Genomic DNA, 24,891 nt, shown 5'->3' on the forward strand with positions numbered 1-24,891 from the left:
AGATTGGTGTCGGTGGGGCGGCTTACTGTTTGATAAACAGCGCCAGCTCCAGCACCTCGTCATCGCTGACGTGGATCGGAAACAGCAGGGCCCGGTAGCTGTCAGGCACCGGCAGGCCATTCAGGGCGGGATGGATGGTGATCGGCGGGTTGATATCAAGGCTGAGGCCGGATTGGGACGCCTTGGCCACCACGTTGCCGCAGACGATATTGACAAACTCCATCACCGTATCTTCAAGCACCTCAGGTGGCTCCTGGTCGACGTTGTCTTCCCTGAGGACCGCCTTGGCAATGGTTTTCTGCAGTCCGGCCGAGACCGACAGCAGGTAGCGTGCAGCGGCATCACCGTTCAGATCCATGGCTGCCAGCATATGGTTGGTGGAGAGACGGCTGACTTCCTGACATTTGCCGGGACGGAACTGGATGCCCAGCACCCGGGTGATCATCTTGTAGGTCATGTCAACGGTGGTTTCCCACAGTTGCTGGTTGGCGAGCCAGTCCGGCAGCTCAATCCGGTCGGCCACATAGGGGGCCTGATCGACCTTGAAGGCGGCCAGGTAGGATTCGAGTTTTTCAGGGGTCAACGCCCCAACCTTGACCAGCGCCTCGCCGATATAGAGGTGGGTGGCCTTCTGGCGGTGGATGACCTCCTGCAGCTGAGACGGCGTAAGGATGCCCAGATCAACCAGCAGGTCCCCCAGCTTCATATCCTTGGAAAGCTGCGAGGTGTGTGCGCGCTCGATGTCATCGGCGGTGATGTAGCCCATGGCCACCGCCATTTCGCCCAACTTGAGGTTGGTACGCTCCTGTAATTCAATGGCATGCAGCAGGGCCTCGCTGGTCACCGCGCCCTGTTCCACCAAAAACTGTCCGAAAAATTTTACCGCCATTGGATAGGTCTCCTCTGATGGCTGTCGGTTCTTCTGTGTGCGGTCTTACAGCGACCGCAGGATGTTCAGAACATTGTCAGGCTCGAACGGCTTTGAGATCACGTTCTTGGCCCCCAGCTTGATCGCCTCGGTGAACTTGTCGCCCACCCCGCCCAGGGAGGTGACCATCACCACCTTGACGGTCTTGTCCAACACCACCAGACTGCGCAGGGCGGTCAGACCGTCCATGCCGGGCATGTTCATGTCCATGCAGATAATGTCGGGATCTTCACTGTGATTCATCTTGATCGCCTCGGCCCCGTTTTTGGCATGGCCAACGCAGACAAGATCACCTGATTCGTTGATGATCTTCTCGAGCTGGCGGGCAACGGAGAGGCTGTCGTCGACGACGAGCACCTTCTTCATGGACACCTTACCTCCCAGAGTAGTTGTTCTGGGCTGTGCCGGATGGCACGGCGCGCATGAACTCTAGCCTAAAGCAGGAAAAATGTCAAAAATGAATCTACCCTACTTTCCGCTTTTTCGGGCTCTGACGGCATGCTATACACGTACATCGTGCATTTCATTCCAAAGGAGACGTCGCTTCCATGAACCTGCAACGCCTTGTTCCGGCTGTCCTGATCACCGCCAGCTTTTTCTCATCTGCCGTTTGCTGTGCAGCTGAAGCGGTACCGCAGAAAACCTCCGTTACGGCTTCGAAGCCTATGCCCGATCCGGTTGCCCGGGTGAACGGCACACCGATAGCCGCCGCTGATCTGAACAAGGCCTATAAGGCCCTGTCGGCAAGCCAGGGCGGTACACAGGTGCCAGCCGGCAAAGAACAGGAGGCTCGCCAGTTTGTGCTGAACCAGCTGATTGCGGCTGAGTTGATGTATCAGCTTGCAGAAAAGACGCCGGTGGCTGATCTGGACAAGAAGATTGATGCTGGGGTTGGACGCCTGAAAGGGCGTTTCAAGACAGAGGATGAATTTCGTAACGGTCTGGCCCAGCAGGACCTGTCAGAAAAGCAGTTGCGCGAGTTGATCCGCCGCAACCTGGTGATAGAGAACCATATTGAGCAGACCATCGCCTCCAAGGTTAAGATTTCTGAGCAAGAGGTGCGCGCCTTTTACGATAACAACCCCGAGACCTTCACCATGCCCGAGCAGGTGCGGGCCAGCCATATCCTGATCATGGTCGATCAGCAGGCCGCTGCGGCTGACAAGCAAAAGGCCCGCGCCAAGGCTGAGGATCTGCTGAAACAGATCAAGGCCGGAGCCGATTTTGCAAAGCTGGCCCGGGAACAATCCGGTTGCCCGAGCAGCAAGCAGGGGGGGGATCTGGGTTTCTTTGGCAAGGGGCAGATGGTCAAGCCGTTCGAGGATGCTGCCTGGGCCATGAAGCCGGGGGAGGTGAGTGGTGTGGTGGAGACCCAGTTTGGGTATCATATCATCAAGCTGACTGAGAAGCGGGCGCAAGACAAGATGCCCTTTGACGCCTTGAAGGCGCGGATTGAAGAAAGCCTCAAACAACGCAAGATTGGTGAGCAGGTTACCGCGATCATGGAGGCAGCCAAGAAAGCGGCCAAGATCGAAAATAATCTCAACTGATACAGATTTCTATTAGGCTGGCGTCTCGCGGGGCCGTCTTCCGATCTAAGGAGGACGGCCTTTTTTGTGGCTAGGGAGCGAGGTTGGAAACGGTCAGGGGCGCGTCGGCAGCAGTCGAAGCGAGCATCACCGTGCCCAGAAATTCACCCAAGTAGTAGATGGTTGCCTCGCCAGCAGACAGGGCGTGGCTGGTGGTGTTCTGCAGGGTGATGCTAAAACGGGGCAGTGGCCCTGCGGAGACAGACTGTTGGGTTACCGGCAGTTGCCACGTGGTTAACGGTGTTGTCTTGCCCGGCAACAGCGGAGTGGTGCGCTGCGGCATGCCATCGGACAACGCTGTTGGTGTGACGCGGCTGGCAAAGCCGGACGGGGGCAGATCTGCCATTGCCAGCTGTGTCAGGCGCGCCGTGCCGCTGCCATCCAGGCGCAGTTCATAACGAGGCTGCCAGCCGCTGCTGTCGAGCACCGCTGCAATCCTGACCCGCCCGTTGGCGGGGCTAACCGTGACCCGGGCGGTGGGACCACCGACCGCGACCTTGGTCAGCTGGGCAATCCGGTTGCCTATCCGTTTCAGTTCCTGTTCGGCCCGCCGCCGGGCGGTGAAGACCGCCTCCAGTTGGGCGATGGCAAAATCGGTCCCCTGGCGGACCGATGCCAGCGGATCGGGATTGGTCTTGGTCTTGCGGGGGGCCTTGGAGCTTTGTGATTTGGCGGCAGCCTCAAAGATATCTTCTCTGGTGTCGAGGGCTTTGAGGCGGTCTTCCAGGCGCTGCTTTTGCTCGGTCAGTTGATCCAGTTCCCGTTGGATGTTGGCGGGCATCTTGAAGGGCAGCAGTGCCACCTGCTCGATGCTGGCGTTGTCCAGCGGTTTAACACGCAGACTGTTTTCACGGATCGGCGTCGGCAACACCACCTCGGCAATCCCCTTGCTGGCAACCGCTTCAATCTCGGCCAGCGTTCCGTCGCTAAATACGGTAAGCTGGCGCTGGGCAGCTTCTGATGAGGTGCTTGCGACAAGAAACGTCAGCAGATAGATCGTGGCGCGCAGGTTCATCAGAGACCTCCCAGCTTCAGCAGGATACGGAACTGGTCAGCGGTGAGTGGCTGGATTGACAGGCGGCTGCGGTTGACCAGCGGCATCTCCTGCAGCAGCGGGTGCTGCCGGATGGTGGCCAGCAGCACCGGTTGGGGCAGGGGCTGGTCGGCCCGTACATCCACCATGTACCAGATCGGCTTGTCAGGTGATGCCTTGGGGTCAAAATGGTCGGCAGCAGGGTCAAGGGCGGTATGATCGGGGTAGCCGGGCCGTACCACGCTGCACAGCCCAACGATGGCTGGTTCGGGGATCGAGCTGTGATAAAACAGCACCTGGTCCCCGACCGCAATCTGATCACGCAGGAAGTTGCGGGCCTGGAAGTTGCGGACACCGTCCCAGTGTTCGGTAGCATTGGGACGGGCCTGCAGATCCTGGAAGGAGAAGCAGGATGGTTCTGACTTGAAGAGCCAGTAGCGCATACAACATAATCCTCCAGAAGCGAGGATTTTTTCGTGAGATCAAGGCTGTCGAAGGAGTGCGCGGAGGCGTACCCTGGGAGTACGCCGCACAAGCACGACTGAAGACTTACGCAGATATCACGGAAAAAGACCGCTTCTCATGACAGCAGGTGGACGAACAGACCGCTCCTCAGCTTCGGCTCAAACCAGGTTGATTTGGGCGGCATGATCTGATCGTCGTCCGCCAGATCCATCAGCTCGCTGATGCCGGTGGGGTACATTGAAAAGGCTACGCTGTATTCGCCACTGTTTACCAGCCGCTCCAGCTCCGCGACCCCACGGATGCCGCCCACGAAGCTGATCCGCTTGTCGGTGCGCGGGTTTTCGATCCCCAGTAGCGGCTGCAGCAGATGGTTTTGCAGGATAGAGACATCCAGCCGGGACACGGAGTTGCCTTCGTCGGCCAGGTTGGCGGTGGCCTGCAGGCGGTACCACTGTCCGGCCAGGTACATGCCGAAGCTGTGCCGGGCGCTGGGGGTGACGGCACTGTCGGCCGGGCTGATCTCAAAGACGGAGGAGACGGCCTGCAGGAACTGCTCAGGCGTGCGGCCCTGCAGGTCCTTGACCACTCGGTTATAGGGCATGATGTTCAGCTGGCTTTCCGGGAAGATTACGGTCAGGAAGAAGTTGTACTCTTCATCGCCGCTGTGGTTGGGGTTGGCCGTCTTGCGCAGATCGCGCACCCGTGATGCGGCTGCGCTGCGGTGATGGCCGTCGGCTACGTACAGGGTGGGAATCTCGGCGAACAAGCCGGTCAGGTGGCTGATCAGGGCCGGGTCGGCCACCACCCACAGGCTGTGGGATACCCCGTCGTTGGTGGTGAAGTGATACTCCGGCGGCTCATTGACTGCACTGGCCAGGATCTCTTCCACGGCAGGGTTGTTGCGGAAGATGTAGAAGACCGGCTCGTCGTTGGCATCCAGGGTGGCGATATGCTTGATGCGGTCCTCTTCCTTGTCGGCACGGGTATGCTCATGTTTCTTGATCACGCCGGACTGGTAGTCGTCCACAGCGGCGCAGGTCACCAGGCCGGTCTGGATAATGGAGCCCATCCGCTGGCGGTAGATGTAGTAGCAGGCTACCGGGTCCTGCAGCAGCACGCGGCGGGCCAGAAAGTCGTCCAGGTTGCGTTTGCCCTGCTGGTGTACCTGGTCGTCGTGGGGGTCCACCGAGGCCGGCAGGTCGATCTCGGGACGGGAGACGTGCAGAAACGAGTCGGCGTTGGCGCCGGCCATGCTGCGGGCCTCCTCGACATCCATCACGTCGTAGGGCAGCGCGGCAACCAGCGGCGCCAGGTGGATTGGTGGGCGAAGGGCGTGAAACGGTCTGATAATGGCCATGGTCAGGCTCCTGCTTTACTGGAAATAACGACGGGCGCCCACGAAGCGGCGCTCAAAATAGGATTCGTTAAGGGCAGCGGTCTTGATCTCCTCACCCCGCTTGGGGGCGTGGACGAAGGTGCCGTTGCCGACATAGATGCCGACATGGTTGATGGACGATGCAGAAGCGCCAAAGAACAGCAGGTCGCCATCCTTCAGGTCGTCTCTGGCCACCGGGCTGCCGGCCTTGTATTGCTCGCGTGAGGTGCGGGGAATGCTGACGCCGCACAGGTTGTAGACCGCCCGCACGAAGCCGCTGCAGTCCAGTCCGTCCACCACGGTGTTGCCGCCCCACTGGTAGGGGATGCCGATGAACCGTTCGGCGGTACGGGCGGCGATGAAGCCCATGTCCCGTTCGTCTGAGGATCTGGTAGCGCGTGGTTCTCGGATTTCGGGAGGCTTAACGGCCTGATAGGACGGCAGCCGGGTGTCGCTGGGACCGCGTGACGGCTGGACTGATCCGAAGACCACCTCATCGGGTGGCGCAATGTAGTAGCCGCTGATCAGGCCGTCCCGGACCAGACGTTGAGCTGCGGCGCGGGCCTTTTCCTTGCTGGCAAAGTCGCCGAATCGCACGGCGTAGATGCCGTTGTCCTTACGGAAATAAAAGGCTTCGATCCCTTTGGCCTGCAGTCTGGCAGTGAACCGTTCGGCGTTTTTCACGTCGGCGAAGGCCCCCATCTGGATGCTGTGACCCAGGCGGCTGACCCCCTTGCCGTACTTGACGCCACTCGCTGTCAACCCCGTGCCGCTGCGGCTGCCGGCTGGGCTGGCGCAGCCGACGGCAGCGGACAGGGCCACAATCAGAGCCGTTATGACTAATCGCTGTTGATAGCGCATGGTGCTACTCCTCATCCTTGACGTCCCGCCGCACACCCATCAGGAACGGGATCACAAAGTCGTCCAGGGAGCCGTCCAGCACGGCGTCCGGATTGCCTGATTCTACGCCGGTCCGCAGATCCTTGACCATCTTGTAGGGGTGCAGCACATAGGAACGGATCTGGCTGCCCCAGCCGATCTCTTTTTTTTCGCCGGCGATCTCGGCCGCCTTACTGGTTCGCTCGGCCAGTTCCCGCTCGTAGAGCTTGGCACGCAGTACCTTCATGGCGGTGGCCCGGTTCAAGATCTGGCTGCGTTCGGACTGGCAGGCCACCACCGTGTTGGTGGGCAGGTGGGTGATCCGCACCGCCGAATCGGTGGTGTTGACATGCTGGCCGCCAGCGCCGCTGGAACGGTAGGTGTCCACCCGCAGGTCCGATTCAGGGATGCGGATGTCGATCTCTTCCTCTTCGATCTCGGGGAAGACGAACACCGAGGCAAAGGAGGTGTGACGGCGGTTGTTGCTGTCAAAGGGAGAGAGCCGCACCAGGCGGTGCACGCCGGCCTCGGCCTTGAGATGGCCATAGGCAAACTCGCCGGCAACACTGAAGGTGGCCGATTTGAGGCCGGCCTCTTCACCGTCCTGGTAGTCGGTGATCACCGTCTTCCAGCCTTTTTTCTCGCAGTAGCGCAACAGCATCCGCAGCAGCATACCGGCCCAGTCTTGGGATTCGGTGCCGCCGGCGCCGGAGTTGACCGAGACAAAACAGCTGTTGCGATCGTGGGAGCCGGACAGCATCCGCTGGAACTCGGCCGCCTCCACCCCCTGCTTGAGACGCAGGTTCATCTCATGCACTTCGGCCAAGGTGGCTTCGTCAGCAGCCTCTTCACCCAGTTCGATCATCACCCGCAGGTCGTCTGTCTGGCGGTTGAGGGAATCCCAGCTGTGCAGCATTTTTTCGAGAATGGTGCGGGTCTTTAAGACCTCTTGAGAACCGGTAGGGTCATCCCAGAATCCGGGGGCTGCTATGCGGGCATCCAGTTCCTGCAGCTCTTCCCGTTTGCGGTCGAGGTCAAAGTGACCTCCGCAGAGAGATGATACGCTCGGACAGGTCGTCGAGCAGTGCGGTTTCTTCGCGGTACATTGGGGGCTCCTGCAGAAAAGTAAACGTTGCTTACTATCGTCTGTTCAGGGGGGATGCGTCAAGGGCTTTGTGGCACGATTCCTCTTCGGGCGCGCCACCATTGCACCAGCAGGATCAGGCCGGTCAGCCCCAGGCAGCCCTGGGCAAACAGGTCACCGATCCGCAGGTAGGGTGCGTCGGCGGTGCCGGCCTGCACTTCGCTCACCATGATCGCCTCGCGGAAGAGTGATGACATCCCCTTGATATGGCCGTTCTGATCAACGACCGAGGTGATGCCGGTGTTGGCGGCCCGCACCAGCGGGGTGCGGGTCTCCACAGCCCGGAAAGCGGCCATGGAGAGATGTTGCCAGGGGGCGGAGGAGCGGCCGAACCAGGCGTCGTTGGTGATGTTGACCAACACCCGGCTGCCGCTGTTGACGTGAGCCCGCCCCAACTCGGGGAAGATCGCCTCGTAGCAGACCAGTACCCCCAGCGGGACATCGCCCGAGCTGAGCGGTCGAATCGTGGTGCCTGGCACAAAGTCGCCGATGCCGTGTACCAGCTTGTTGACGAACGGTAACAGCCGTGCCAGCGGCACATATTCGCCGAACGGCACCAGGTGCGTCTTGTCGCTGCGGCCCAGCAGGTTACCGTTATGATCCAGCAGAAAGGCGCTGTTCAGGTAGGCCGGTTTGCCGTCCCGCAGCTCAACGGCAGGACTGCCGAACAGCAGCGCCACCTGCAGTTCTTTGGCCAGCTGCCGAATCTGGTCAGAGGCTGGTCCCCCTTCCTGAAAGAAGAACGGTGCGGCGCTTTCCGGCCAGATCACCAGGTCGACCGGTCCGCGGCTCAGCGCCTGGCGGGAAAGGGAACGGTAGATGGCAAGGGTCTCCTGCCGTATGGCCGGTGACCATTTGATTGACTGGTCGATATTGCCCTGGATCAGGGCAACACGCAGCGGGGTGGTGTCAGGCAGTGGTACGTTCAGGCGGTGGAAGCCGTACCAGAAGGTGACCGCCAGGGCTAGTACCAGCAGTACGGCGCTCTTGGCCGGGTAGGGGATGTCGGCGCCGGTCAGGGCTCGCAGGATGCGGTAAAAGACCACGTTTGCCAGCACCACCAGGGCGGTGATGCCGTAGACGCCGGTCATGTCGGCAATCTGGATCAGCGGCAGCAGCCGGTACTGTGAGTGGCCCAGCATGGTCCAGGGGAAGCCGGTCAAAAGGATGCTGCGCAGGTAATCGGCGCCAACCCAGGCCAGCGGAAACAGCAGCACCCATTTGCAGCCCCGTTGTTTGCCCAGTGCTGCTGCCCAGGCAGTCAGGCCGTAAAAAGCAGCCAGCCAGGCCGCAAGACACCACCAGAGCGCCACGCTGACCAGCCAGGGCAGGTTGCCGTAGTCGGTCATCACAATGGTGACCCAGTACAACAGCCCGCAGTAGGCGGTAAAGCCGGTGATGAAGCCCAGTCGGAAGCCGGCTGCGGGCGATTGGCCCTCCAGCGCGATCAGCAGCGGGATCAGGGCGACCCAGGCCAGCGGTGAGATGCCGGGTAGCGGAAAGGACAGGGCGATCAGCAGGCCGGACACAAGCGCCAGCAGCAGTGACCGCCAGCCTCCCTTAAAGAGGCAGGACAGGTGGCTGGAAGTGCTCACTGGTCAGCGGGGTCCCGCGGATCGTCACTGCGGGCGATCAGTACCCGCTTGAGGCGGCGCTGGTCGGCCTCAAGGACCGTGAAGCGCAGGCCGTCGCCTTCGATGACATCGCCTATCGCCGGTATGGTGCCGGCCAGGTGGAATACCAGGCCGCCCAGCGTGTCGAACTTATCACGCTCAATGGTCAGGCTGAACAGCTCTTCAAGGTCCTCGATCGGCAGGCGACCGTCTGCGGTGACCGTGTCGTCGGCGTTGCGGGAGAACAGCTCCTCCTCCATGTCGTACTCGTCCTGAATATCGCCCACGATCTGTTCCAGCAGGTCCTCGATGGTCACCAGGCCGGAGGTGCCGCCGTACTCATCGATCACGATCGCCAGATGGACCCTTTTTTTCTTGATCTCCTGCAGCAACTCTTCAAGGTTTTTGGTTTCGGGAATAAAGTACGGCGGGCGCAGCAGGTCGCGGATACTGATCTCATCTTCAGTCCGGCCCCAGCATTTCAGCAGGTCCTTGGCGTAGAGCAGGCCGATGATGTTGTCCACCGTGCCCTCAAAGACCGGCAATCGTGAATGGCCGCAGCCGATGATGGCATCCAGGGTTTCGCGCACCGTTGATTCGACGCCGATGCAGGCCATCTCGGTGCGGGGAACCATGATCTCACGCACTACCGTTGAATCCAGGGCGAAGATGGCGCGAATCATATCGCTCTCATCCTCGTTGACAATCCCTTCCTCTTCGCCGGCCTCGATCAGGTCCTGGATCTCCTCTTCGGTTACCCGGCGCCGTCCGCCCAACAGTCGAGCCACCACTTGGAACAGCCCGGTGTTTTTACGCGAGCTGCCGCTACTACTGCCGTCTTCCACTTCCCTCTCCTTGTGTCAGTGTCGTCAGCCCCGAATGCTGCAGCAGGGCGTACAGTTCCTGTTCTTTTTTCTCCATGCGGCGGGCCTCGGCTTCGCCGCTCCGTTCATGGTCATAACCGGTCAGATGCAGGATGCCGTGCAGCAGCAGGAACACCATCCGCTCCCAGGGGCTGATGCCGCCGGCCTCTGCTTCCCGTGCAGCGGTATCAGCCGAGATGACCACATCGCCCAGAGCAGCTGAGAGGTGGCCGAACTCACCCTCCTGCAACGAAAACGAGATCACGTTGGTGGGCCGGTCTTTGCCCAGATAGTCCCGGTTGAGGCGGTGGATCGACCGGTCGCCGACGATAGAGATCGATAATTCGGTGCTGTCAGGACATCCCAAGGCGCTTAAGATCGTCGCTGCCACTTTTTTTAGCTGGCGTAGCGGCGCCTTGTGCCTTGTCTGACTGTTCCTTGCCTGAATCTGCATGTGGCTTTTTGCCTCCGTTGGTCCCTTTGTGGACCGGCTCCGGATAGTCGATCCGGTGGTGGAAGATGGCGCACAGGATCCGGTTGAAGCTCTTGGCAATCTCGTGCAGGTTTTTGAGTGTCAGTTCGCATTCATCCAGTTGGCCGTCGCTGAAGATCCGGTTGATCAGCTTCTGCACCATACCCTGGATCCGGTCCGGCGTCGGGTTGACCAGGGTGCGTGAAGCGGCCTCCACGGCGTCAGCCAGCATCACCAGGCCGGCCTCGCGGGTCTGGGGTTTGGGACCGGGATAACGGAATTCCTGTTCATCAACCTGGGGGCCGCTACCGTCGTGCTGGGTCTTGGCCTTTTCATAGAAAAACTTGATCAGAGTGGTGCCGTGGTGTTGACGGATGATGTCGATAATCGGCTGTCCCAGTCGCCGTTCACGGGCCAGGGCCTCGCCTTCCTTGACGTGGGAGATCAGGATCAGGGCCGACATGTGGGGTGAGAGCTTGTCGTGACGGTTCTCGCCGCCTTGCATGTTTTCGATGAAGTAGAGCGGCTTGGCGATCTTGCCGATATCGTGGTAGTAGGCTGCCACCCGGGCCAATAGGGGATTGGCGCCGATCGCCTCGGCCGCTGCTTCCACCAGGTTACCCACCACCACGCTGTGGTGGTAGGTGCCGGGTGCCTTGACCATCAGGTCGCGCAAGAGCGGCGAATTGAGGTTGGCCAGCTCCAGCAGCTTAATGTTGGTGGTGTAGTGGAACAGGGTCTCGAACAGCGGTGTAAAGGCCGATACCAGCATTGATGAGAGCAGGGCGCCCACCATGGCAAAGGCTGCTACGTACAGCGTCTGCAGTGAAAACAGGGCGCCGTTCATGGTCTGGAAGCAGAGGCCCATGGCCAGATTGACCACCATCAGCTTCAGGCCGGCGGTGTAAATCACACCGCGGTCCTGGCACTGGCGCACGCCGTGGGCGCCGACCACACTGCCCAGCAGCGCATAGACCATCACAAACATGTTGCTGTTGAAGAGGATGCCCAACAGCGGTGCCATCATGGCGCAATAGACCAGGGCCACCTCGGAGTTGAGCAGGATACGGACCATCATCGCGCCGGCGGCAAAGGGGAACAGGTAGTAGTAAGAACCGGCCGCCACCGTCGGAAAGGCGGCGCCGATGTTGGCCGACACCAGCAGCGCCAGCTTGAACAGCAGCAGGTTGCCCACGATCAGCAGGGCCATGGCCAGAATATCGCGGTTGGTGGGGTTGAACTTGCGGATGTTTTTGCAGGCAAAGCGATAGGGGAAGTAGAACAGGAGCACCACCAGACCGAAAACACCCAGACCGATGGAAAACGTGACCCGGCCGTGGCTGGCTTGGTAGAGCATCTGCAGTTTCTGGGCCTGCTCAAGGCTTACCCGTTCCCCGACCCGAACGATCATCTCCCCTTTTTGCACCTTGTACAGTACCGGCCGTACCCCTTCCAGGATGTGCTGTTTCAGGGTTTCGCTGGCCTCCTGGTTGAAGTACAGATTAGGCTTCATGAGGCGGGCAACCAGCTGTTGGATCACCCGGCCATCAGCTGTAGACGCTACGCCTGACAGGCTGTTGGTGAGCAGTGATCTGCGGGCAACGGCGATATCCAGGAAGGCGGGAGCCGAGTCGAGCTTGCCAATACTGACACCATGGGTATCGCGCAGCTCAATGCCGCGGCGGGCGTCAGCCAGAAATACCTTGGCGTCCAGCACGATCCGCTGGCGGTAGAGCGGGGTAAGTTTGCGTTCCAGGTCTGCCAGCAGCGCCTTGTTGTTTCGTACGCGCCGGAGTGCCTGCAGTTCACTGTCGCTCAGCTGGCCGTCAAGGACCGGCAGCAGGTCGTGCCGGTTAGTGGTGTCCTGCACCAGGGTAAGGGCACGGGAGATGACACTGAGCAGGTCCGCGGGCACCTGCTCGCTGAAGGTGTAGACCTGCGGTGTGGACTGTTCAGCCTTGGCCCGTAGCTGGCGGGTTAGTTCTTTGTCTTCCAGCAGGTAATCTTGTGTGGCACGAATATCCGAGGCGGCAATCTCGCCCGGCTGGTACAGGGCGGTGGTCAGGTGTTGGCTCGGCAGCAGGATCAGCGTCAAGACCAGGGAGGTTACGAGCAACAAAAAGAACCGGTTGCGACGGGCAGTTTCCGGATTTGAAAAACGACGGACCACCGAATCGAGCAGGTTGGTGCCCAACTTGCGCAGGTATGTCAGGGGGGCATGGTCCTGAGTATGTCCGGAAGGGTCGGGCATGGTGGCCGTTACGGTATCGGGTGCAAACCGTATGGAGTGAAGTGGTTAGCTGGCATAGGATAAGATCGTACTATACCCGGCAGGTTGCATGGCTGTCAATCAAGTAGCTTGACGGTCATAGTTCGGTGATCTGCGAAGCGGTGATCTCCAGATCGGGCCAACCTTCGTAGATCCAATCCTCAAGCCGTTCCAGCGCCTTGCGTGCGATGACCTTGTCCGGGCTGACCGTCACAAAGCCCAGCACCGCCAACCCGCAGTTGTCCTGCCGGTCAACCTCGGCACAGGCCACATTGAATCGGTTGCGGGCCCGGCCCAGCACACTCTTGACCATGCCGCGCTTTTCCTTGAGCGAGTGGGCAGGCAGTGAAAGCTCGATCTCCAGGCTGAAGATGAACATCGCTAAAATTCAGCGTGGCGTGGTGTGCGCGGGAAGGGGATCACATCGCGGATGTTCTCCATGCCGGACAGATACATCACCAGCCGTTCAAAACCGAGCCCAAAGCCGGCATGGGGGGTGCTGCCCCAGCGACGGCTGTCCAGGTACCACCAGAGCGGTTCCTGGGCGATGCCCAACTCCTGCATTCGTGTCTGCAGGCAGTCCAACCGTTCTTCACGCTGGCTGCCGCCGATGATCTCGCCCACCTTGGGAACCAGCAGGTCCATGGCAGCCACGGTCTTGTTATCATCGTTCAGCCGCATGTAAAAGGCCTTGATCTCTTTGGGGTAGTTAAGCACAAAGACCGGCCCGCCCACCACCTGTTCGGTCAGGTAGCGTTCGTGCTCAGTCTGCAGGTCGAGACCCCACTGTACCGGATACTGGAAGGATACCGGCGCCCGTTCCAGGTGGCGGATCGCCTCGCTGTAATCCATGCGGGCAAACTGCGCCTCGGCCACCGAACGGATCCGTTGCAGCAGTCCCGTTTCAATGTGCTGATCAAAGAAGGTCAGCTCTTCGCTGCAGTCTTCCAGAGCAAAGCGGCACAGGAACCGTACGAACGCCTCGGCCAGGTCAGCGTCGTCAGCCAGGTCGCTGAAGGCCATTTCCGGTTCGATCATCCAGAACTCGGCAGCATGGCGTGGAGTGTTGGAGTTTTCTGCCCGGAAGGTGGGGCCGAAGGTGTAGATGTCGCTAAATGCCTGGGCGAACAGTTCCCCTTCCAGTTGTCCACTGACCGTTAGGCCGGTCTTGCGGCCGAAAAAGTCCTGGCTGAAGTCGATCTCGCCCCCTTCGTTGCGCGGGGCGGCATTGGGGGGCAGGCAGGTCACGCGGAACAGTTCGCCGGCCCCTTCACAGTCGCTGGCGGTGATGATCGGCGTATGGACGTAGAGGAAACCACGTTCCTGAAAGAACTGATGCACTGCCAGGGCCAGCCGGGAACGCAGCCGGAAGACCGCTCCGAAGGTGTTGGTGCGGGGCCGCAGGTGGGCAATGCTGCGCAGATATTCAAAACTGTGCCGTTTTTTTTGTAGCGGAAAACTGGGGTCAGCCGCACCGACGATCTGCAGCTCGGCCACCAGCAGCTCATACTGCTGGCCTGCGGCAGGTGAGGCTACCAGGGTGCCGGTAGCCCGCAAGGCAGCACCGGTACCAAGCCGGCACAGCTCGTCAAAATCGTCCAGCCGTGAGCGTTCAAGTACCAGCTGGATGCCGTTCAGGTTGGAGCCGTCGTTGAGCATGATGAAGGCCACCTCGCTGGAGGCGCGCAGAGAGCGGACCCAGCCGCAGACGCTGACGTCGTCGCCAGCTGCGGGACGATGCAGCAGTTCAGCGATTCTTGTTCGATGTGACATGTTAGACTCCATGGTGCAGTATGGACCGGACAAGAATACGGGAGCTGGCCTGGCTGGGCAAGGGAAAACAGCGTGTGGCAACGGCCGTTGGCTATGGTGGCTGACGATTGTCTGGAAGCCAATAAAGCCTTGCAGTGCTGTGTCTCTGTGGTAGTATCGCTGTAAACTGATTTTGTGTTTACAGGGGGGCAGCGATGCTCGATGAACGATTCCTCACTACGGTCTCCGGGCTATCCGGTCAGCAACGTCGTGAACTGGTCCGCTACTATGCCCAGCTGGACGAAGAACGGCGGGTTTATGTGCACTGGCAACAGCGTACGGTCTTCAAACATCTGCTGGCCGACGGCAGGGCCATTCCCGGCAAGGGGGGCGAGGCCAATTATGTCGCCCTGCTGTTGGCGTTGAAATCGTTATGGGAGGATGAACAGCGCGGGGCGGTGACCGGTGACGGCCCTATGGCGGAACGTCCGGTGCGGCAGCGTAAACCGCGCAAGCAGCAGCTGCGCGACGCACTTGAAAAACGGTTCATGGACAGCCTGATCCAGCTGCGGGAACATGAGCAGCTCTCCTGGCGGCAGATCGCCGTCCAGTTCAAAAAGCAGTTCCGCAAACAGGTTTCACACACCTACCTTAAAAAGATCTACGACGAGCGTTCACCGCTCTGAGTATCCGCCCCTGCAGAGGGCAGCTGTTCAATCTGCAGCAGCCATGAAAAAAGGGCGACCCGAATCGGGTCGCCCTTTTGTTGTACAGTCTGATGTCTGGTTTAGAACTGGGCCTTCAGGTACTCGCGGTTCATCCGGGCGATGAACTTGACGTTGATACCCTTGGGACAGGAAACCTGGCACTCATAGTGGTTGGTACAGTTACCGAAGCCACACTCTTTCATGGCGTTGACCATGCTTTTAACGCGCTGCTTGGCCTCTGTCTTGCCTTGCGGCAGTACTGCCAGCTGGGACACCTTAGCGCCGGTGAACAGCATGGCGGCGCTGTTGGGGCAGCCGGCCACGCAGGCGCCGCAGCCGATACACTCGGCAGCGTCCATAGCCTCGTCGGCGACCGGCTTGGCGATCAGGATGGCGTTGCCGTCCGGCACCCCGCCGGTGTGGCAGGAGGTGTAGCCGCCGGCCTGGATGATGGTGTCCAGGGCCTCGCGGTCAACCACCAGGTCCTTCACGATCGGGAATGCCTTGGCACGCCACGGATCGATGTAGATGGTGTCGCCGTCGTGGAACTTACGCATATGCAGCTGACAGACCGTGGTGCGATCCTGGCCGCCGTGGGGCATGCCGTTGACCACCTGTGAGCACATGCCGCAAATGCCCTCTCGGCAGTCGTGGTCGAAGGCCACCGGGTCCTTGCCGGTCTTGATCAGGTCTTCGTTCAGGACGTCCATCATCTCCAGAAAGGAGTGGTGCTCGGTAATCCCGTTGACCGTGTAGTTCTCGTATTTGCCCGGGTCGTTGGCATTCTTCTGGCGCCACACGACGAGGTTGATTGTCATGGTCTTGTGATCGCTCATTATTTATAGCTCCTTACGGCGAGATGGACGTTCTCGAATTTCAGCGGCTCCTTGTGTAGTTCGGGTTCGTTGTTCAGGCCCTTGAACTCCCAGGCGCCGGCATAACAGAAGTCTGCATCGTTACGCTTGGCCTCGCCGTCGTCGTACTGGTGTTCGACACGGAAGTGGCCACCGCAGGACTCTTCACGGTGCAGGGCGTCACGGCACATCAACTCGGCAAACTCAAGGAAGTCGGCGGTGCGGCCGGCGTTCTCCAGCTGTTGGTTGAATTCGGCGCCGGTGCCGGTGACCTTGACGTTCTGCCAGAACTCCTCGCGCAGGGCGGGGATCTTCTTGAGGTTTTCCTTGAGCGACGCGTCGGAGCGGGCCATGCCGCAGTTTTCCCACATCAGGCCGCCCAGTTCGCGCATGAACTCGGTGACGGTCTTCTTGCCGTTCACGTTCAGCAGCTTGTTGGCATTGGCGTTGACGTCTTCCATTGACTTCTTGAACTCGGCTGCATCGGTGGAGGTGCCGGACGGCTTGACGCCGGCCAGGTAGCCGCCGATGGTGTAGGGGATCACGAAGTAACCGTCAGCCAGACCCTGCATCAGGGCCGATGCACCCAGACGGTTAGCGCCGTGTACCGAGAAGTTGGCCTCGCCCAGTACGAACAGGCCGGGGATGTTGCTCATCAGGTTGTAGTCAACCCACAGGCCGCCCATCGAGTAGTGGGGAGCCGGATACATCCGCATCGGACGCTTGTAGGCGTTCTCGTCGGTGATCTTCTCGTACATCTCGAACAGGTTGCCGTAACGCTCCTTGATGGTGCTCTCGCCCACGCGGTTGATGGCAGAGGAGAAATCCAGGTAGACGCCGCGGCCGCCGGGGCCGACGCCACGGCTGTCGTCGCACTGCTCTTTGGCAGCACGGGAGGCGATGTCGCGGGGGGCCAGGTTACCGAAGGAGGGGTACTTGCGCTCCAGGTAGTAATCGCGGTCCTCTTCGGCAATCTCACTGGGGTGCTTGCCGCAGTCTTCCTTCTTTTTGGGTACCCAGCAGCGGCCGTCGTTGCGCAGCGACTCGGACATCAGGGTCAGCTTGGACTGATAGTCGCCGGCCTGGGGAATACAGGTCGGGTGGATCTGGGTGTAGCAGGGGTTGGCAAAGTAGGCGCCCTTCTTGTGAGCGACCCACTGCGCGGTCACCGAACAGCCCATGGCGTTGGTGGACAGGTAGAACACGTTCACGTAGCCACCGGTTGCCAGGCAGACGGCGTCGGCTGCGTAGCACTCGATCTCGCCGGTCACCAGGTTACGGACGGTGATGCCGCGGGCCACGCCGTCAACTACCACCAGGTCCAGCATCTCGCGGCGGTTGTACATCTTGACGGTGCCTGCCTTGATCTGGCGGGACAGGGCGGAGTAGGCGCCCAGCAGCAGCTGCTGGCCGGTCTGGCCACGGGCGTAGAAGGTACGGGAGACCTGGGCGCCGCCGAAGGAGCGGTTATCCAGGTAGCCGGCGTAATCACGGGCAAAGGGTACGCCCTGGGCCACGCACTGGTCGATGATGTTGTTGGAGACCTGGGCCAGACGCCATACGTCAGCCTCACGGGCGCGGAAGTCGCCACCCTTGATGGTGTCGTAGAACAGGCGGTAGATCGAGTCGCCGTCGTTGGGGTAGGCCTTGGCGGCGTTGATGCCACCCTGGGCAGCGATGGAGTGGGCGCGGCGGGGGCTGTCCTGATAGCAGAAGGCCATCACGTTGTAGCCCAGTTCACCCAGCGAGGCGGCGGCAGCGCCACCGGCCAGGCCGGTGCCGACCATGATGATGTTGTATTTACGCTTGTTGGCGGGGTTAACCAGCTTCAGATCGAAGCAGTGCTTGTCCCAGCTCTGTTGAATGGGTCCGGTAGGACATTTACCATCGAGTATCACGTGTACCCCCTTAACCTTTCAGAATTCCGAAGAAGATGGACAGCGGAATGGCAACGAAGCCAAGGAACACAACCAGTGCCACCAGATTGCCGACCTTGATGATGGTCGGTTGGGTGCAGTCGTTGCTCCAGCCGATGGTCTGGAAGAAGCTCTGGATGCCGTGGAACAGGTGCAGGAACAGCACCACCATGGCGGCGGCATAGATGCCGGTGCCGGCGAAGCTGGAGAAGCTGGAGGCCACCATGGCAAAGACGTCGAAATGGCCGCTGGCGTCGTTGGTCAGGGTCAGGCCGGGGGTGACCCGCAGGGTGAAATGCAGCAGGTGGTAGATGATGAAGGCGCCCAGCAGCAGACCGGTCCAGATCATGTTTTCGCTGGCAAAGGTGGTCTTGCGGGTTGCCTTGACTGCATAGGTCTGCGGCGTTGCTGACCGGTTCTCAATGGTCAGCTGGATGCCGAAGATGACATGCACCAGGAAGATGGCCAGCAGTACCAGCCTAAACCCCATGATGATCGGCAACGGCATGCTGTGCAGGTGCTGTGCATAGGCGTTGATTCCGCCAGCGCCGGCAAAGATGGAGCTGTTGCCGAGCAGATGGACGATAGCGAACAGGACCATGCTGAATCCTGTAACGGCCATCACGATCTTTCTGCCAATGGATGTGCTCAGAAATTCCATAAACTCCCTTCCTTTGTACGTAATGAGTGAGTAGCCCTCACGAAATGCCGGTTCATTGACTTGGGGCGTCGTCTAGCGGTGGGCCCCGCCAGTCTGCCCTGCGATGATGCTGCATTGGATGCCCCTTGTACGCTTCGGACGGAGGTCGGTCTGAATCTGCGTTGGGTGTCTCCGGGGAAATGATTCGAGGCATAGTAAACATCGTTTTAGAAAATTTCAAGGATTTTGTGTATACGGTCTGCAAAGGTGTGTCACGTCATTGAAACGACGAGCCCCTGCAGTGCGTTGCGCTGTGCAGGGGCTCGGAGCAGCGGTCTGTTTAGTGGCCGCAGCTGTGTCCGTGCTGGTGACCGCCGCAGCTGGCGGTCATGGTCTGGTTGAAGCTGCCGCTGGCCAGCAGGGTCAGGTTCTCGCCTACGGTTGTGGCCTGGGCCTTGAAGACCTTGATGCCGGCCTGCTGCAATCGGGCAACAGCCCCTGCTCCGATGCCGCCGACGACAACGGCGTCAACATCGTGGCCGCCAAGGGCGCCCACCGGGTTGCAGGCCCCATGCTGATGTGCAAGATCACGGTTGTCGATGGTCTGTAACTGGCCAGATTCACTGTCTACTATCACGAATTGGCGGGACGAGCCGAAATGCTCGTTGACGACACTTTCCAGGCCCTGTACGGCAATTACCGGGAAACAGATCTTCATTGGTCTTCTCCTTTGTCTGGGACGTCATCTGATGTTTTTGGTGCAATAACCAGCGCCTGCTGGCGGACCATGGCGCTGGCAACCTTGCGACGGGCCTCCGATACGAGACGCTGCACCGTGCCTCGGGAGACCCCCATGCAGCAGCCGGCCTGTTCCTGAGTCTTGCCTTCGGCATCGCAAAGATACAACGCCTCCAGCTCGTCATGGAACAGCGATACCTTTTGCAGCTCTTTCAGCGGTATGCCGGCCGGTTTGTACACCGCTTCAAAGGCGGCTCGCTGGGGGCAGGCGCAGGTGCGTGGTTTGCGTGGTCGCGGCATGTCAGTCTTCTACGCAGATTTCGTTTCTGCTGATGGCCTGCACGGTCTTGTAGGTCAACACCAGAATGATCAGGGTCAGTAGAGCCAGCTCAAACCAGGCAATGAAACTGATGAACGGGCTGCTGACCAGGCTTAGCATCAGGAACGAAGCCAGCGCTTTAGCCGCCATTGGGAAGGAATAGGCCCACCATGACAGGTAAAAACGGATCTTGAGCAGCCGCGGCAGTGAGTACAGCACCAGGAAGAACATGAACAGTGAAAAGTAGTAGAGGATCCTGCCAAAGGCATCCAGTCCGCCGCCGGTCAGGCGCACGTAGGCGATGAAGCCGATGGCTGGGGGGGCGAACAGGATAAACAGGGTCGGCATCAACTTCTCGGCAATCGGGGCATGGAAGAACATCCGGTAGAGCACAATCACCAGCAGGATCAACCAGAAGATAAGGCCCACGCTAAAGAAGAACCAGGAAAGCTCCACAAAGCCGTGCTTGACACCGGCTATCGGGATGATGATCGAGCCGACAATCGGGATGAACCAGCCCGGTGTCATATGCTCGATCTTGAAGCGGTCGTGCTGTAGCCATTCGGTGATGATGTAGATTGAGGCGATGAATTGCAGAACCGTCCCGACCAGCCAGCTGTAATATGAGGCGGTCATGTTGCGTTCAAGCAACACCACACTTACAACCAGCAAAATTTTGGCCACCAGTGGGAAAAAATTGATCTTTATCGGATGGTTGACTTCTTTGGCGATCGCTCCGGGGCAGCGCAGTCCTTTGTAGAGGTAGATCACGCCAACCAGGCAGAACAGGGCCACGGTGACGAATAATAAAACGGTGCTGGCCGGGTGCAGGTTATGCAACAGGCCAGCTGCTTTTTGCACTGCAAGGGTAAAGCCGGCCAGACCAAGTACGATGGCAAAGAAGGTGATGTGAAAGTTGCACAGGCGACTGACTGTTGTTTCGTGGTGTTCTGCTGAAGACATGAACCTGCTCCTTCGATTTGTCTGGTTTACAGTGATTCCTGGATGACGCGCTCGATCTCGTCGTAGGTTGCGCCGACGGAAACCGCAAATTCTGCGTCGTGTACCAACTCCTCGATCATTTCACGGTTCAAGCGTAGGAAGCGGACCTGGGTGCGTCCGGCTGCACTGAAGACGGTGATGAACTTAGGCATCAGGGCTGCCCGTTCTGGGTTCTTCTGCAGGCTGCCGGCCGCTTTTTCAGGTTTGCAGACCTGGATCATATGTAGGTCGAAACCATCCGCCACCTGGACGCCGTGGGAGCCGAAGGTGTTGGCCATCTCCATATGGTCTTCGTTGTGGATCAACAAGCCATGTTGTAGGCCGTTTTCTTTGAGGTCTGCGACAAATTGCCAGACCGCTTTTCCGGTCTCGGCACGGTAGAGTTGTGCACAGGGGCTCATGCTGCATCTCCTTGGGTTTTCTGGCGGTCAGCCGCAGCCATGTCTACCTCGAAACTGATCGGCGCTGCCTCGCCGGTGACGGTGCTGATGTACTGGCTGATGGCGGCATGCACCGCCGAGGCGATCAGGTTTGAACAATGCTCCTTGTCATCGGGCAGGCCGCCCAAGGCGTCGGTCACGGTCTGGTCGGTCACCAGCAGCGCCTGGTTCAGGGATTTACCTTTGACCAATTCGCTGCCAATCGAGGCGGTGGCAATGGCTGCGCCGCAGCCCTTGATCAGGTAGCTGACGTTGGCGATGCAGTCATCTTCGATCTTCATGAACAGCAGCAGCGTGTCGCCGCAGTCGGGATCACCGACCTGCACAACGACATTTGCGTCATCGATGCTGCCTACGTTGCGTGGGTTACGGGCGTGGTCAAGCACGGCAGGTGTGTAGTTCGCGAACATGGGTCTCTCTGGGAACTGGATTGTTTGCATATGCACAATACGCTCGGCCGGCGAGCTGCGTCAAGTTTTTTGTGTATATGCACAAAAAAAGAGATGGTGGCGGCTGTTATCGGGGCCCAAAGCCGTTTTTGACAAGACGGTCAAGCTGTCTGAATTCAGCTCTGGTGAGCGGCTGGTTGCCATACAGGCTGCGGGCGTAGAGGGTAACGAATGCGTGTACCTGTGGGTGATCAATCTGACGGGCAAGATCAATCAGGCCCAGCTGGGCGGTGCGGGGGATGCCGTGACTGCGTTCAACTGCCCGCCGAAAGCGGCGCAGCAACCGGGTATTACGATCCAGCAGGCCGCTGCGGCGCAGTTGCAGCGTTGTCCGATAACCAAGCGCGACGGTAGCCAGCAGGGCAAGCGCTAAACCAAAGGGGCCGAGGTCTTTCAGTCTGAGCGACTGTAACCGGTTGTGTGCCTTGCCGGCTGCCTGCAGTTGACGCTCGAAGTCGTAGGTAATGATGGCTGAGTTCCAGGTGTGATCGAGCGAGTCCAGCACCAGGCGTAACCGGAGCATCAGCGATCGCCGGCGCGGTTCGCCTAAGGCGGCATCGGCATTGATCGAAAAGCTGCTGGGGTCGATGCGTTGCCAGCCACTCTTGCGTAGCCAGACCTCCACCCAGACATGGGCACGCTCTTCGCCTACCCGGTAGTAACCGCCCAGATCGTTGTATTCACCGCCGTAATAGCCGCCCACCAGTCGGGTTGGTAGACCTGAACCACGGGCCAGCAGGGCAAAAGCGGAGGCGAAAAATTCGCAGTGGCCGCTCCTGGTCTCAAAGAGGAAGCGCTCCAGGGCGTCATCGCCGGTGGGCAGGTTGGTGCGGCTGTAGCTGAAGCCGTTGCTGCGGAACCAGGCTTCCAGAGCAGCGAGACGTTCCTGGTCAGTGGCGCCGGATCGGCGAAGCCGTTGAGCCAGTTGCCGTACTCTTTGTGGCGTTTCGTTCGGCAGCTGGGACAGGCTGGTCAAGGCCTGCTCAGCAATCGTTGGTGGAGGCGTAAAAGTAGAAAGAACCAGATAACGCAGACGTCGTGAAGAGGGCAGGGGACGGTTCCAGAAGGCCCAGGGGATGGTGCTGCCGTTGGGATGCTGAAAGGAGATGGGCAGATCCAATCCTAGCAGTCTGCGAGAACTGCCGGGTTCCATGGTGATGATTTGACGTATGGGGGGGGCAGTCGATCTGGGCGGTTGCGCTGCGGCGGCAGGAGAATCCTGCAGCCAGCGCAGGCCGTCCAGCCGACTGAAGCTCGGTCCGCGCCAGTATAGTTGGTTGGCAGCGATGCGCGGCATTTCAGCACGAAAGACCAGTTGTCCACTCTCCGCTATCTGTGAGCTGGTGCCAGGAGTTACCGTGTCAGCCAATCCTGTTGGTTGGCTCCCGCCCACCTGCTGAATGAAGTTCCAGAGCGGAAACTGGGTGCGGGGCAGGATCGGAAAAAAAAGCGGTGTGAGTGCCAGCGCGGTCACAGGGATCAGCAGTCCTGCCAGTGATGCCTGACGCAGACCATGTGATGTGAGCGGCTGGTTGGCGGCCTGAAAGGTGAGCAGCACCAGCAGCAGGGCGATCATCGGCAGCATCAGGGATAACAGCAGCAGAAAACGAGGGCCAAGATCGAACAGGCTGGAGGATGAGAGGCAGAACAGGGCGATGGCGCTGGTCTGCAGCCAGGTGCGAACGGTCTTTTCGGCAGCCAGCCGAGTGCCCAGCACTATCGCCAGGATGCTGACCACCGGCAGAGCCGGGTTGGCGCGGCTGAACTGGACGGCGTACCATAGGAACAAGAGGATCGAGCTGATGGTCAGGGGCAGGTGCGGGACCAGCGGTGCTGTTCTGCGTTCAGCGTACAGGCCGGCGGCCAGTCCTGCCACCAGCACAAGGCGCGGCAGCAACGGCAGATGGGGGAAGAGTGAGCCGGCTCCCAGCAGGGCGATGCCGTACCCCAACAGACGTATCAGGCGGGGCAGCTCGAGGCTCATGGTGTCTTACCGTACGCGGGACGGTGGGCGGCGAGGTGGCGCGGGACGCTCCGGTCTGGCCTTGGTGCGGACCTCGGCAGAACCGGGGCGTGCTGAGCGTACCGGCGGCGGCCCGTCGAGCTCAGCGGCCTCCTGCGTGGTCAGCAGACGATACTCACCTGGCTTGAGGCCGCCCAGGGTCAGGTTGCCGTAACGGATCCGCCGCAGTCTGACCACCGACAGTCCAACGGCGGCGCACATGCGGCGCACCTGGCGGTTGCGTCCTTCACGGATGGTGACCGAGAGCCAGTCGTTGTTCTGATCGGTCTTCAGCAGGCGTACCGTGGCGCCGCTTACCGGTCCGTCTTCCAGCTCAATGCCGTCGTTCAGTCGTCTGATCTGCTGCTGATCCACCTTACCCCGCACTCGCACATGATACTCCTTGTCCACCTGGTGGCGGGGATGCATCAGCCGGTTAGCCCAGGCGCCGTCGTTTGTCAGCAGCAACAGACCTTCAGAGTTATAGTCCAACCGGCCAACGGGATAGAGTCGGGCGTTAACACCTGTGACCAGTTCAGTCACCAGCTGTCTTCCCTGGGGGTCCTTCAGGCTGGTGACGTAACCGGCCGGTTTATGTAGCAGCACATAGTAGAGGGTTTCAGCCGGTTTAACCAACGCACCGTCCACGGTGATCTGGTCGGTTGCCGGATCGGCCTTGGCACCCAGTTCCGTAACAACGCTGCCGTTCACCGCCACCCGGCCAGCCAGGATCAGCTCTTCGGCAGCCCTGCGGGAGGTGATGCCGGCGGCGGCGATGATCTTTTGCAGACGTTCAGTCATGATTGGTCCTTAGGTTTTTCGTTGGTGGTGTCATCTGGGGTCAGCGCAATGGCGAAACCAGCAATGGCGCCGTACAGGGCCCCTGACCAGGGGCTGCCCAGCATGGCTCAGCCGCTGCCGGTGCAGCGTGCCAGCCAGCCCAACAGGCCACCGGCCAGGGCACCGGCGACGGTCAGAAAGATGAATTTGAGCAGTTTGCGGTTCATGGCTCCTCACAGCGGGTCGGCAGTCGCAGCAGATACCAGATAATGCCAGCTGCCAGTAGAATCAGCAGCGCCTTCAGCCAGACCGCCGGTACCAGCAGCAGGGCGGATGGCGGTAACGTCAGCAGCACCAGCGCTATGGCGGTCCGTTTGGCCCTGAGCGGTATGCCGCTGCCATCGAGGTAGCCGCCGATGATCGGTCCCAGGTGGCGGTGTTGCACCAGCCAGTCATGAAACCGCTCAGAGCTGCGCGCAAAACAGGCGGCAGCCAGCAGTAGCAAGGGAGTGGTGGGCAACAGCGGCACGAAGATGCCCACTACCCCCAGGCCGGTGGCCAGCAGTCCCAGGGCGATCAGCAGCCAGCGCAGGAGTGGATGGCGATCGTTCATCGGCCTGAAACGACAGAAGGGCGCCGCACAACAGGCACCCCTCTGTATC

Annotated in this window: 26 protein-coding genes; 2 read left to right on the forward strand and 24 right to left on the reverse strand. The window is 60.2% G+C overall.

The features are described 5' to 3' along the window. Positions 1-22: 22 nt before the first annotated feature. Together RBQ93_RS05125 and RBQ93_RS05130 are read right to left on the reverse strand one after the other, a co-directional pair. Positions 23-889 (reverse strand): chemotaxis protein CheX, encoded by an 867-nt coding sequence (locus RBQ93_RS05125; RefSeq protein WP_320370959.1) that lies wholly within the window; start codon positions 887-889, stop codon positions 23-25. Positions 890-934: 45 nt separating this feature from the next. Further along, the gene (locus tag RBQ93_RS05130; RefSeq protein WP_320370960.1) at positions 935-1,294 is read right to left on the reverse strand and encodes a response regulator; all 360 of its coding nucleotides are present in this window, start codon (positions 1,292-1,294) and stop codon (positions 935-937) included. Positions 1,295-1,476: 182 nt separating this feature from the next. Between RBQ93_RS05130 and RBQ93_RS05135 the strand changes: the two genes are divergently transcribed. Continuing rightward, positions 1,477-2,478, forward strand: coding sequence for a peptidylprolyl isomerase (locus RBQ93_RS05135; RefSeq protein ID WP_320370961.1), 1,002 nt, complete (start codon positions 1,477-1,479; stop codon positions 2,476-2,478). 70 nt (positions 2,479-2,548) lie between these two features. Here RBQ93_RS05135 and RBQ93_RS05140 read toward each other — a convergent pair whose 3' ends face one another. From RBQ93_RS05140 to asnS, 11 genes are all read right to left on the reverse strand, one after another. Further along, on the reverse strand, positions 2,549-3,532 hold the full coding sequence (locus RBQ93_RS05140; RefSeq protein ID WP_320370962.1) for a hypothetical protein: 984 nt from the start codon (positions 3,530-3,532) through the stop codon (positions 2,549-2,551). Continuing rightward, entirely contained in the window at positions 3,532-3,993 is a 462-nt protein-coding gene (locus RBQ93_RS05145; protein WP_320370963.1) for an EVE domain-containing protein, read from the reverse strand. The genes RBQ93_RS05140 and RBQ93_RS05145 overlap by 1 nt, the downstream gene beginning before the upstream one ends. 137 nt (positions 3,994-4,130) lie before the next feature. Next, a complete protein-coding gene (locus tag RBQ93_RS05150) occupies positions 4,131-5,372 on the reverse strand; it encodes a DUF1015 domain-containing protein (protein ID WP_320370964.1) in 1,242 nt (413 codons plus the stop codon). 15 nt (positions 5,373-5,387) lie between these two features. Then, on the reverse strand, positions 5,388-6,251 hold the full coding sequence (locus RBQ93_RS05155) for an NlpC/P60 family protein (RefSeq protein WP_320370965.1): 864 nt from the start codon (positions 6,249-6,251) through the stop codon (positions 5,388-5,390). Between the two features lie 4 nt (positions 6,252-6,255). Beyond that, positions 6,256-7,375, reverse strand: a protein-coding gene (prfB, locus tag RBQ93_RS05160; RefSeq protein WP_320370966.1) for a peptide chain release factor 2 whose coding sequence is annotated in 2 segments (ribosomal slippage) — positions 6,256-7,305 and positions 7,307-7,375 — 1,119 coding nt in all. Because the reading frame shifts where the segments join, the coding sequence is not laid out codon by codon here. A 58-nt stretch (positions 7,376-7,433) separates the two neighbouring features. Continuing rightward, positions 7,434-9,008 (reverse strand): apolipoprotein N-acyltransferase, encoded by a 1,575-nt coding sequence (lnt, locus tag RBQ93_RS05165; RefSeq protein WP_320370967.1) that lies wholly within the window; start codon positions 9,006-9,008, stop codon positions 7,434-7,436. Beyond that, complete coding sequence (locus RBQ93_RS05170; RefSeq protein ID WP_320370968.1) at positions 9,005-9,871, reverse strand: hemolysin family protein; 867 nt, start codon at positions 9,869-9,871, stop codon at positions 9,005-9,007. Before RBQ93_RS05170 ends, lnt begins: the two co-directional genes overlap by 4 nt. Further along, positions 9,855-10,343, reverse strand: a complete 489-nt coding sequence (gene ybeY / locus RBQ93_RS05175) for an rRNA maturation RNase YbeY (protein ID WP_320370969.1) — start codon at positions 10,341-10,343, stop codon at positions 9,855-9,857. The genes RBQ93_RS05170 and ybeY overlap by 17 nt, the downstream gene beginning before the upstream one ends. After that, positions 10,243-12,612 carry an HDIG domain-containing metalloprotein gene (locus tag RBQ93_RS05180; RefSeq protein ID WP_320370970.1) on the reverse strand — a complete coding sequence of 790 codons (2,370 nt, stop codon included), beginning with the start codon at positions 12,610-12,612 and terminating at the stop codon, positions 10,243-10,245. Before RBQ93_RS05180 ends, ybeY begins: the two co-directional genes overlap by 101 nt. 115 nt (positions 12,613-12,727) lie before the next feature. Then, positions 12,728-13,009 (reverse strand): DUF503 domain-containing protein, encoded by a 282-nt coding sequence (locus tag RBQ93_RS05185; RefSeq protein WP_320370971.1) that lies wholly within the window; start codon positions 13,007-13,009, stop codon positions 12,728-12,730. Positions 13,010-13,011: 2 nt separating this feature from the next. Continuing rightward, positions 13,012-14,403 carry an asparagine--tRNA ligase gene (asnS, locus tag RBQ93_RS05190; protein WP_320370972.1) on the reverse strand — a complete coding sequence of 464 codons (1,392 nt, stop codon included), beginning with the start codon at positions 14,401-14,403 and terminating at the stop codon, positions 13,012-13,014. 194 nt (positions 14,404-14,597) lie between these two features. Here asnS and RBQ93_RS05195 point away from each other — a divergent pair, with 194 nt between their 5' ends. Continuing rightward, a complete protein-coding gene (locus RBQ93_RS05195) occupies positions 14,598-15,068 on the forward strand; it encodes a hypothetical protein (protein ID WP_320370973.1) in 471 nt (156 codons plus the stop codon). 101 nt (positions 15,069-15,169) lie between these two features. Here RBQ93_RS05195 and RBQ93_RS05200 read toward each other — a convergent pair whose 3' ends face one another. From RBQ93_RS05200 to RBQ93_RS05250, 11 genes are all read right to left on the reverse strand, one after another. Continuing rightward, positions 15,170-15,925, reverse strand: coding sequence for a succinate dehydrogenase/fumarate reductase iron-sulfur subunit (locus tag RBQ93_RS05200; RefSeq protein WP_320370974.1), 756 nt, complete (start codon positions 15,923-15,925; stop codon positions 15,170-15,172). Then, positions 15,925-17,841 carry a fumarate reductase/succinate dehydrogenase flavoprotein subunit gene (locus tag RBQ93_RS05205; RefSeq protein ID WP_320370975.1) on the reverse strand — a complete coding sequence of 639 codons (1,917 nt, stop codon included), beginning with the start codon at positions 17,839-17,841 and terminating at the stop codon, positions 15,925-15,927. Before RBQ93_RS05205 ends, RBQ93_RS05200 begins: the two co-directional genes overlap by 1 nt. Positions 17,842-17,851: 10 nt before the next feature. Further along, positions 17,852-18,520 (reverse strand): succinate dehydrogenase cytochrome b subunit, encoded by a 669-nt coding sequence (locus tag RBQ93_RS05210; protein ID WP_320370976.1) that lies wholly within the window; start codon positions 18,518-18,520, stop codon positions 17,852-17,854. A 319-nt stretch (positions 18,521-18,839) separates the two neighbouring features. Next, positions 18,840-19,217 carry a NifB/NifX family molybdenum-iron cluster-binding protein gene (locus tag RBQ93_RS05215; protein ID WP_320370977.1) on the reverse strand — a complete coding sequence of 126 codons (378 nt, stop codon included), beginning with the start codon at positions 19,215-19,217 and terminating at the stop codon, positions 18,840-18,842. After that, a complete protein-coding gene (locus tag RBQ93_RS05220; RefSeq protein WP_320370978.1) occupies positions 19,214-19,537 on the reverse strand; it encodes a DUF134 domain-containing protein in 324 nt (107 codons plus the stop codon). The genes RBQ93_RS05215 and RBQ93_RS05220 overlap by 4 nt, the downstream gene beginning before the upstream one ends. A gap of 1 nt (position 19,538) precedes the next feature. Further along, positions 19,539-20,519: an SLAC1 anion channel family protein gene (locus RBQ93_RS05225; RefSeq protein WP_320370979.1), complete on the reverse strand. Its 981-nt coding sequence runs from the start codon at positions 20,517-20,519 to the stop codon at positions 19,539-19,541. 26 nt (positions 20,520-20,545) lie between these two features. Next, a complete protein-coding gene (locus RBQ93_RS05230) occupies positions 20,546-20,959 on the reverse strand; it encodes a DUF302 domain-containing protein (protein WP_320370980.1) in 414 nt (137 codons plus the stop codon). Further along, on the reverse strand, positions 20,956-21,408 hold the full coding sequence (locus tag RBQ93_RS05235; protein ID WP_320370982.1) for an iron-sulfur cluster assembly scaffold protein: 453 nt from the start codon (positions 21,406-21,408) through the stop codon (positions 20,956-20,958). Before RBQ93_RS05235 ends, RBQ93_RS05230 begins: the two co-directional genes overlap by 4 nt. 106 nt (positions 21,409-21,514) lie before the next feature. After that, on the reverse strand, positions 21,515-23,431 hold the full coding sequence (locus RBQ93_RS05240) for a DUF3488 and transglutaminase-like domain-containing protein (protein ID WP_320370983.1): 1,917 nt from the start codon (positions 23,429-23,431) through the stop codon (positions 21,515-21,517). A gap of 6 nt (positions 23,432-23,437) precedes the next feature. Continuing rightward, positions 23,438-24,250, reverse strand: a complete 813-nt coding sequence (locus tag RBQ93_RS05245) for a pseudouridine synthase (protein WP_320370984.1) — start codon at positions 24,248-24,250, stop codon at positions 23,438-23,440. A gap of 202 nt (positions 24,251-24,452) precedes the next feature. Beyond that, on the reverse strand, positions 24,453-24,842 hold the full coding sequence (locus tag RBQ93_RS05250) for a YbaN family protein (protein ID WP_320370985.1): 390 nt from the start codon (positions 24,840-24,842) through the stop codon (positions 24,453-24,455). Positions 24,843-24,891: the final 49 nt, after the last annotated feature.

Origin of the sequence: Trichlorobacter sp., assembly GCF_034008105.1 — a bacterium.
Classification (GTDB): domain Bacteria; phylum Desulfobacterota; class Desulfuromonadia; order Geobacterales; family Pseudopelobacteraceae; genus Trichlorobacter.

Bases quoted from the DNA above. Each gene is read 5' to 3' on its own strand.
- RBQ93_RS05235 (WP_320370982.1), bottom strand. From the start codon at position 21,408: ATGTTCGCGAACTACACACCTGCCGTGCTTGACCACGCCCGTAACCCA.
- RBQ93_RS05135 (WP_320370961.1), top strand. From the start codon at position 1,477: ATGAACCTGCAACGCCTTGTTCCGGCTGTCCTGATCACCGCCAGCTTT.
- RBQ93_RS05200 (WP_320370974.1), bottom strand. From the start codon at position 15,925: ATGAGCGATCACAAGACCATGACAATCAACCTCGTCGTGTGGCGCCAG.
- asnS (WP_320370972.1), bottom strand. From the start codon at position 14,403: ATGTCACATCGAACAAGAATCGCTGAACTGCTGCATCGTCCCGCAGCT.
- RBQ93_RS05130 (WP_320370960.1), bottom strand. From the start codon at position 1,294: ATGAAGAAGGTGCTCGTCGTCGACGACAGCCTCTCCGTTGCCCGCCAG.
- RBQ93_RS05220 (WP_320370978.1), bottom strand. From the start codon at position 19,537: ATGCCGCGACCACGCAAACCACGCACCTGCGCCTGCCCCCAGCGAGCC.
- RBQ93_RS05225 (WP_320370979.1), bottom strand. From the start codon at position 20,519: ATGTCTTCAGCAGAACACCACGAAACAACAGTCAGTCGCCTGTGCAAC.
- RBQ93_RS05180 (WP_320370970.1), bottom strand. From the start codon at position 12,612: ATGCCCGACCCTTCCGGACATACTCAGGACCATGCCCCCCTGACATAC.
- RBQ93_RS05155 (WP_320370965.1), bottom strand. From the start codon at position 6,251: ATGCGCTATCAACAGCGATTAGTCATAACGGCTCTGATTGTGGCCCTG.
- RBQ93_RS05150 (WP_320370964.1), bottom strand. From the start codon at position 5,372: ATGGCCATTATCAGACCGTTTCACGCCCTTCGCCCACCAATCCACCTG.
- RBQ93_RS05240 (WP_320370983.1), bottom strand. From the start codon at position 23,431: ATGAGCCTCGAGCTGCCCCGCCTGATACGTCTGTTGGGGTACGGCATC.
- RBQ93_RS05125 (WP_320370959.1), bottom strand. From the start codon at position 889: ATGGCGGTAAAATTTTTCGGACAGTTTTTGGTGGAACAGGGCGCGGTG.
- RBQ93_RS05140 (WP_320370962.1), bottom strand. From the start codon at position 3,532: ATGAACCTGCGCGCCACGATCTATCTGCTGACGTTTCTTGTCGCAAGC.
- ybeY (WP_320370969.1), bottom strand. From the start codon at position 10,343: ATGCAGATTCAGGCAAGGAACAGTCAGACAAGGCACAAGGCGCCGCTA.
- RBQ93_RS05250 (WP_320370985.1), bottom strand. From the start codon at position 24,842: ATGAACGATCGCCATCCACTCCTGCGCTGGCTGCTGATCGCCCTGGGA.
- RBQ93_RS05185 (WP_320370971.1), bottom strand. From the start codon at position 13,009: ATGTTCATCTTCAGCCTGGAGATCGAGCTTTCACTGCCTGCCCACTCG.
- RBQ93_RS05215 (WP_320370977.1), bottom strand. From the start codon at position 19,217: ATGAAGATCTGTTTCCCGGTAATTGCCGTACAGGGCCTGGAAAGTGTC.
- RBQ93_RS05145 (WP_320370963.1), bottom strand. From the start codon at position 3,993: ATGCGCTACTGGCTCTTCAAGTCAGAACCATCCTGCTTCTCCTTCCAG.
- RBQ93_RS05230 (WP_320370980.1), bottom strand. From the start codon at position 20,959: ATGAGCCCCTGTGCACAACTCTACCGTGCCGAGACCGGAAAAGCGGTC.
- RBQ93_RS05210 (WP_320370976.1), bottom strand. From the start codon at position 18,520: ATGGAATTTCTGAGCACATCCATTGGCAGAAAGATCGTGATGGCCGTT.
- RBQ93_RS05195 (WP_320370973.1), top strand. From the start codon at position 14,598: ATGCTCGATGAACGATTCCTCACTACGGTCTCCGGGCTATCCGGTCAG.
- RBQ93_RS05245 (WP_320370984.1), bottom strand. From the start codon at position 24,250: ATGACTGAACGTCTGCAAAAGATCATCGCCGCCGCCGGCATCACCTCC.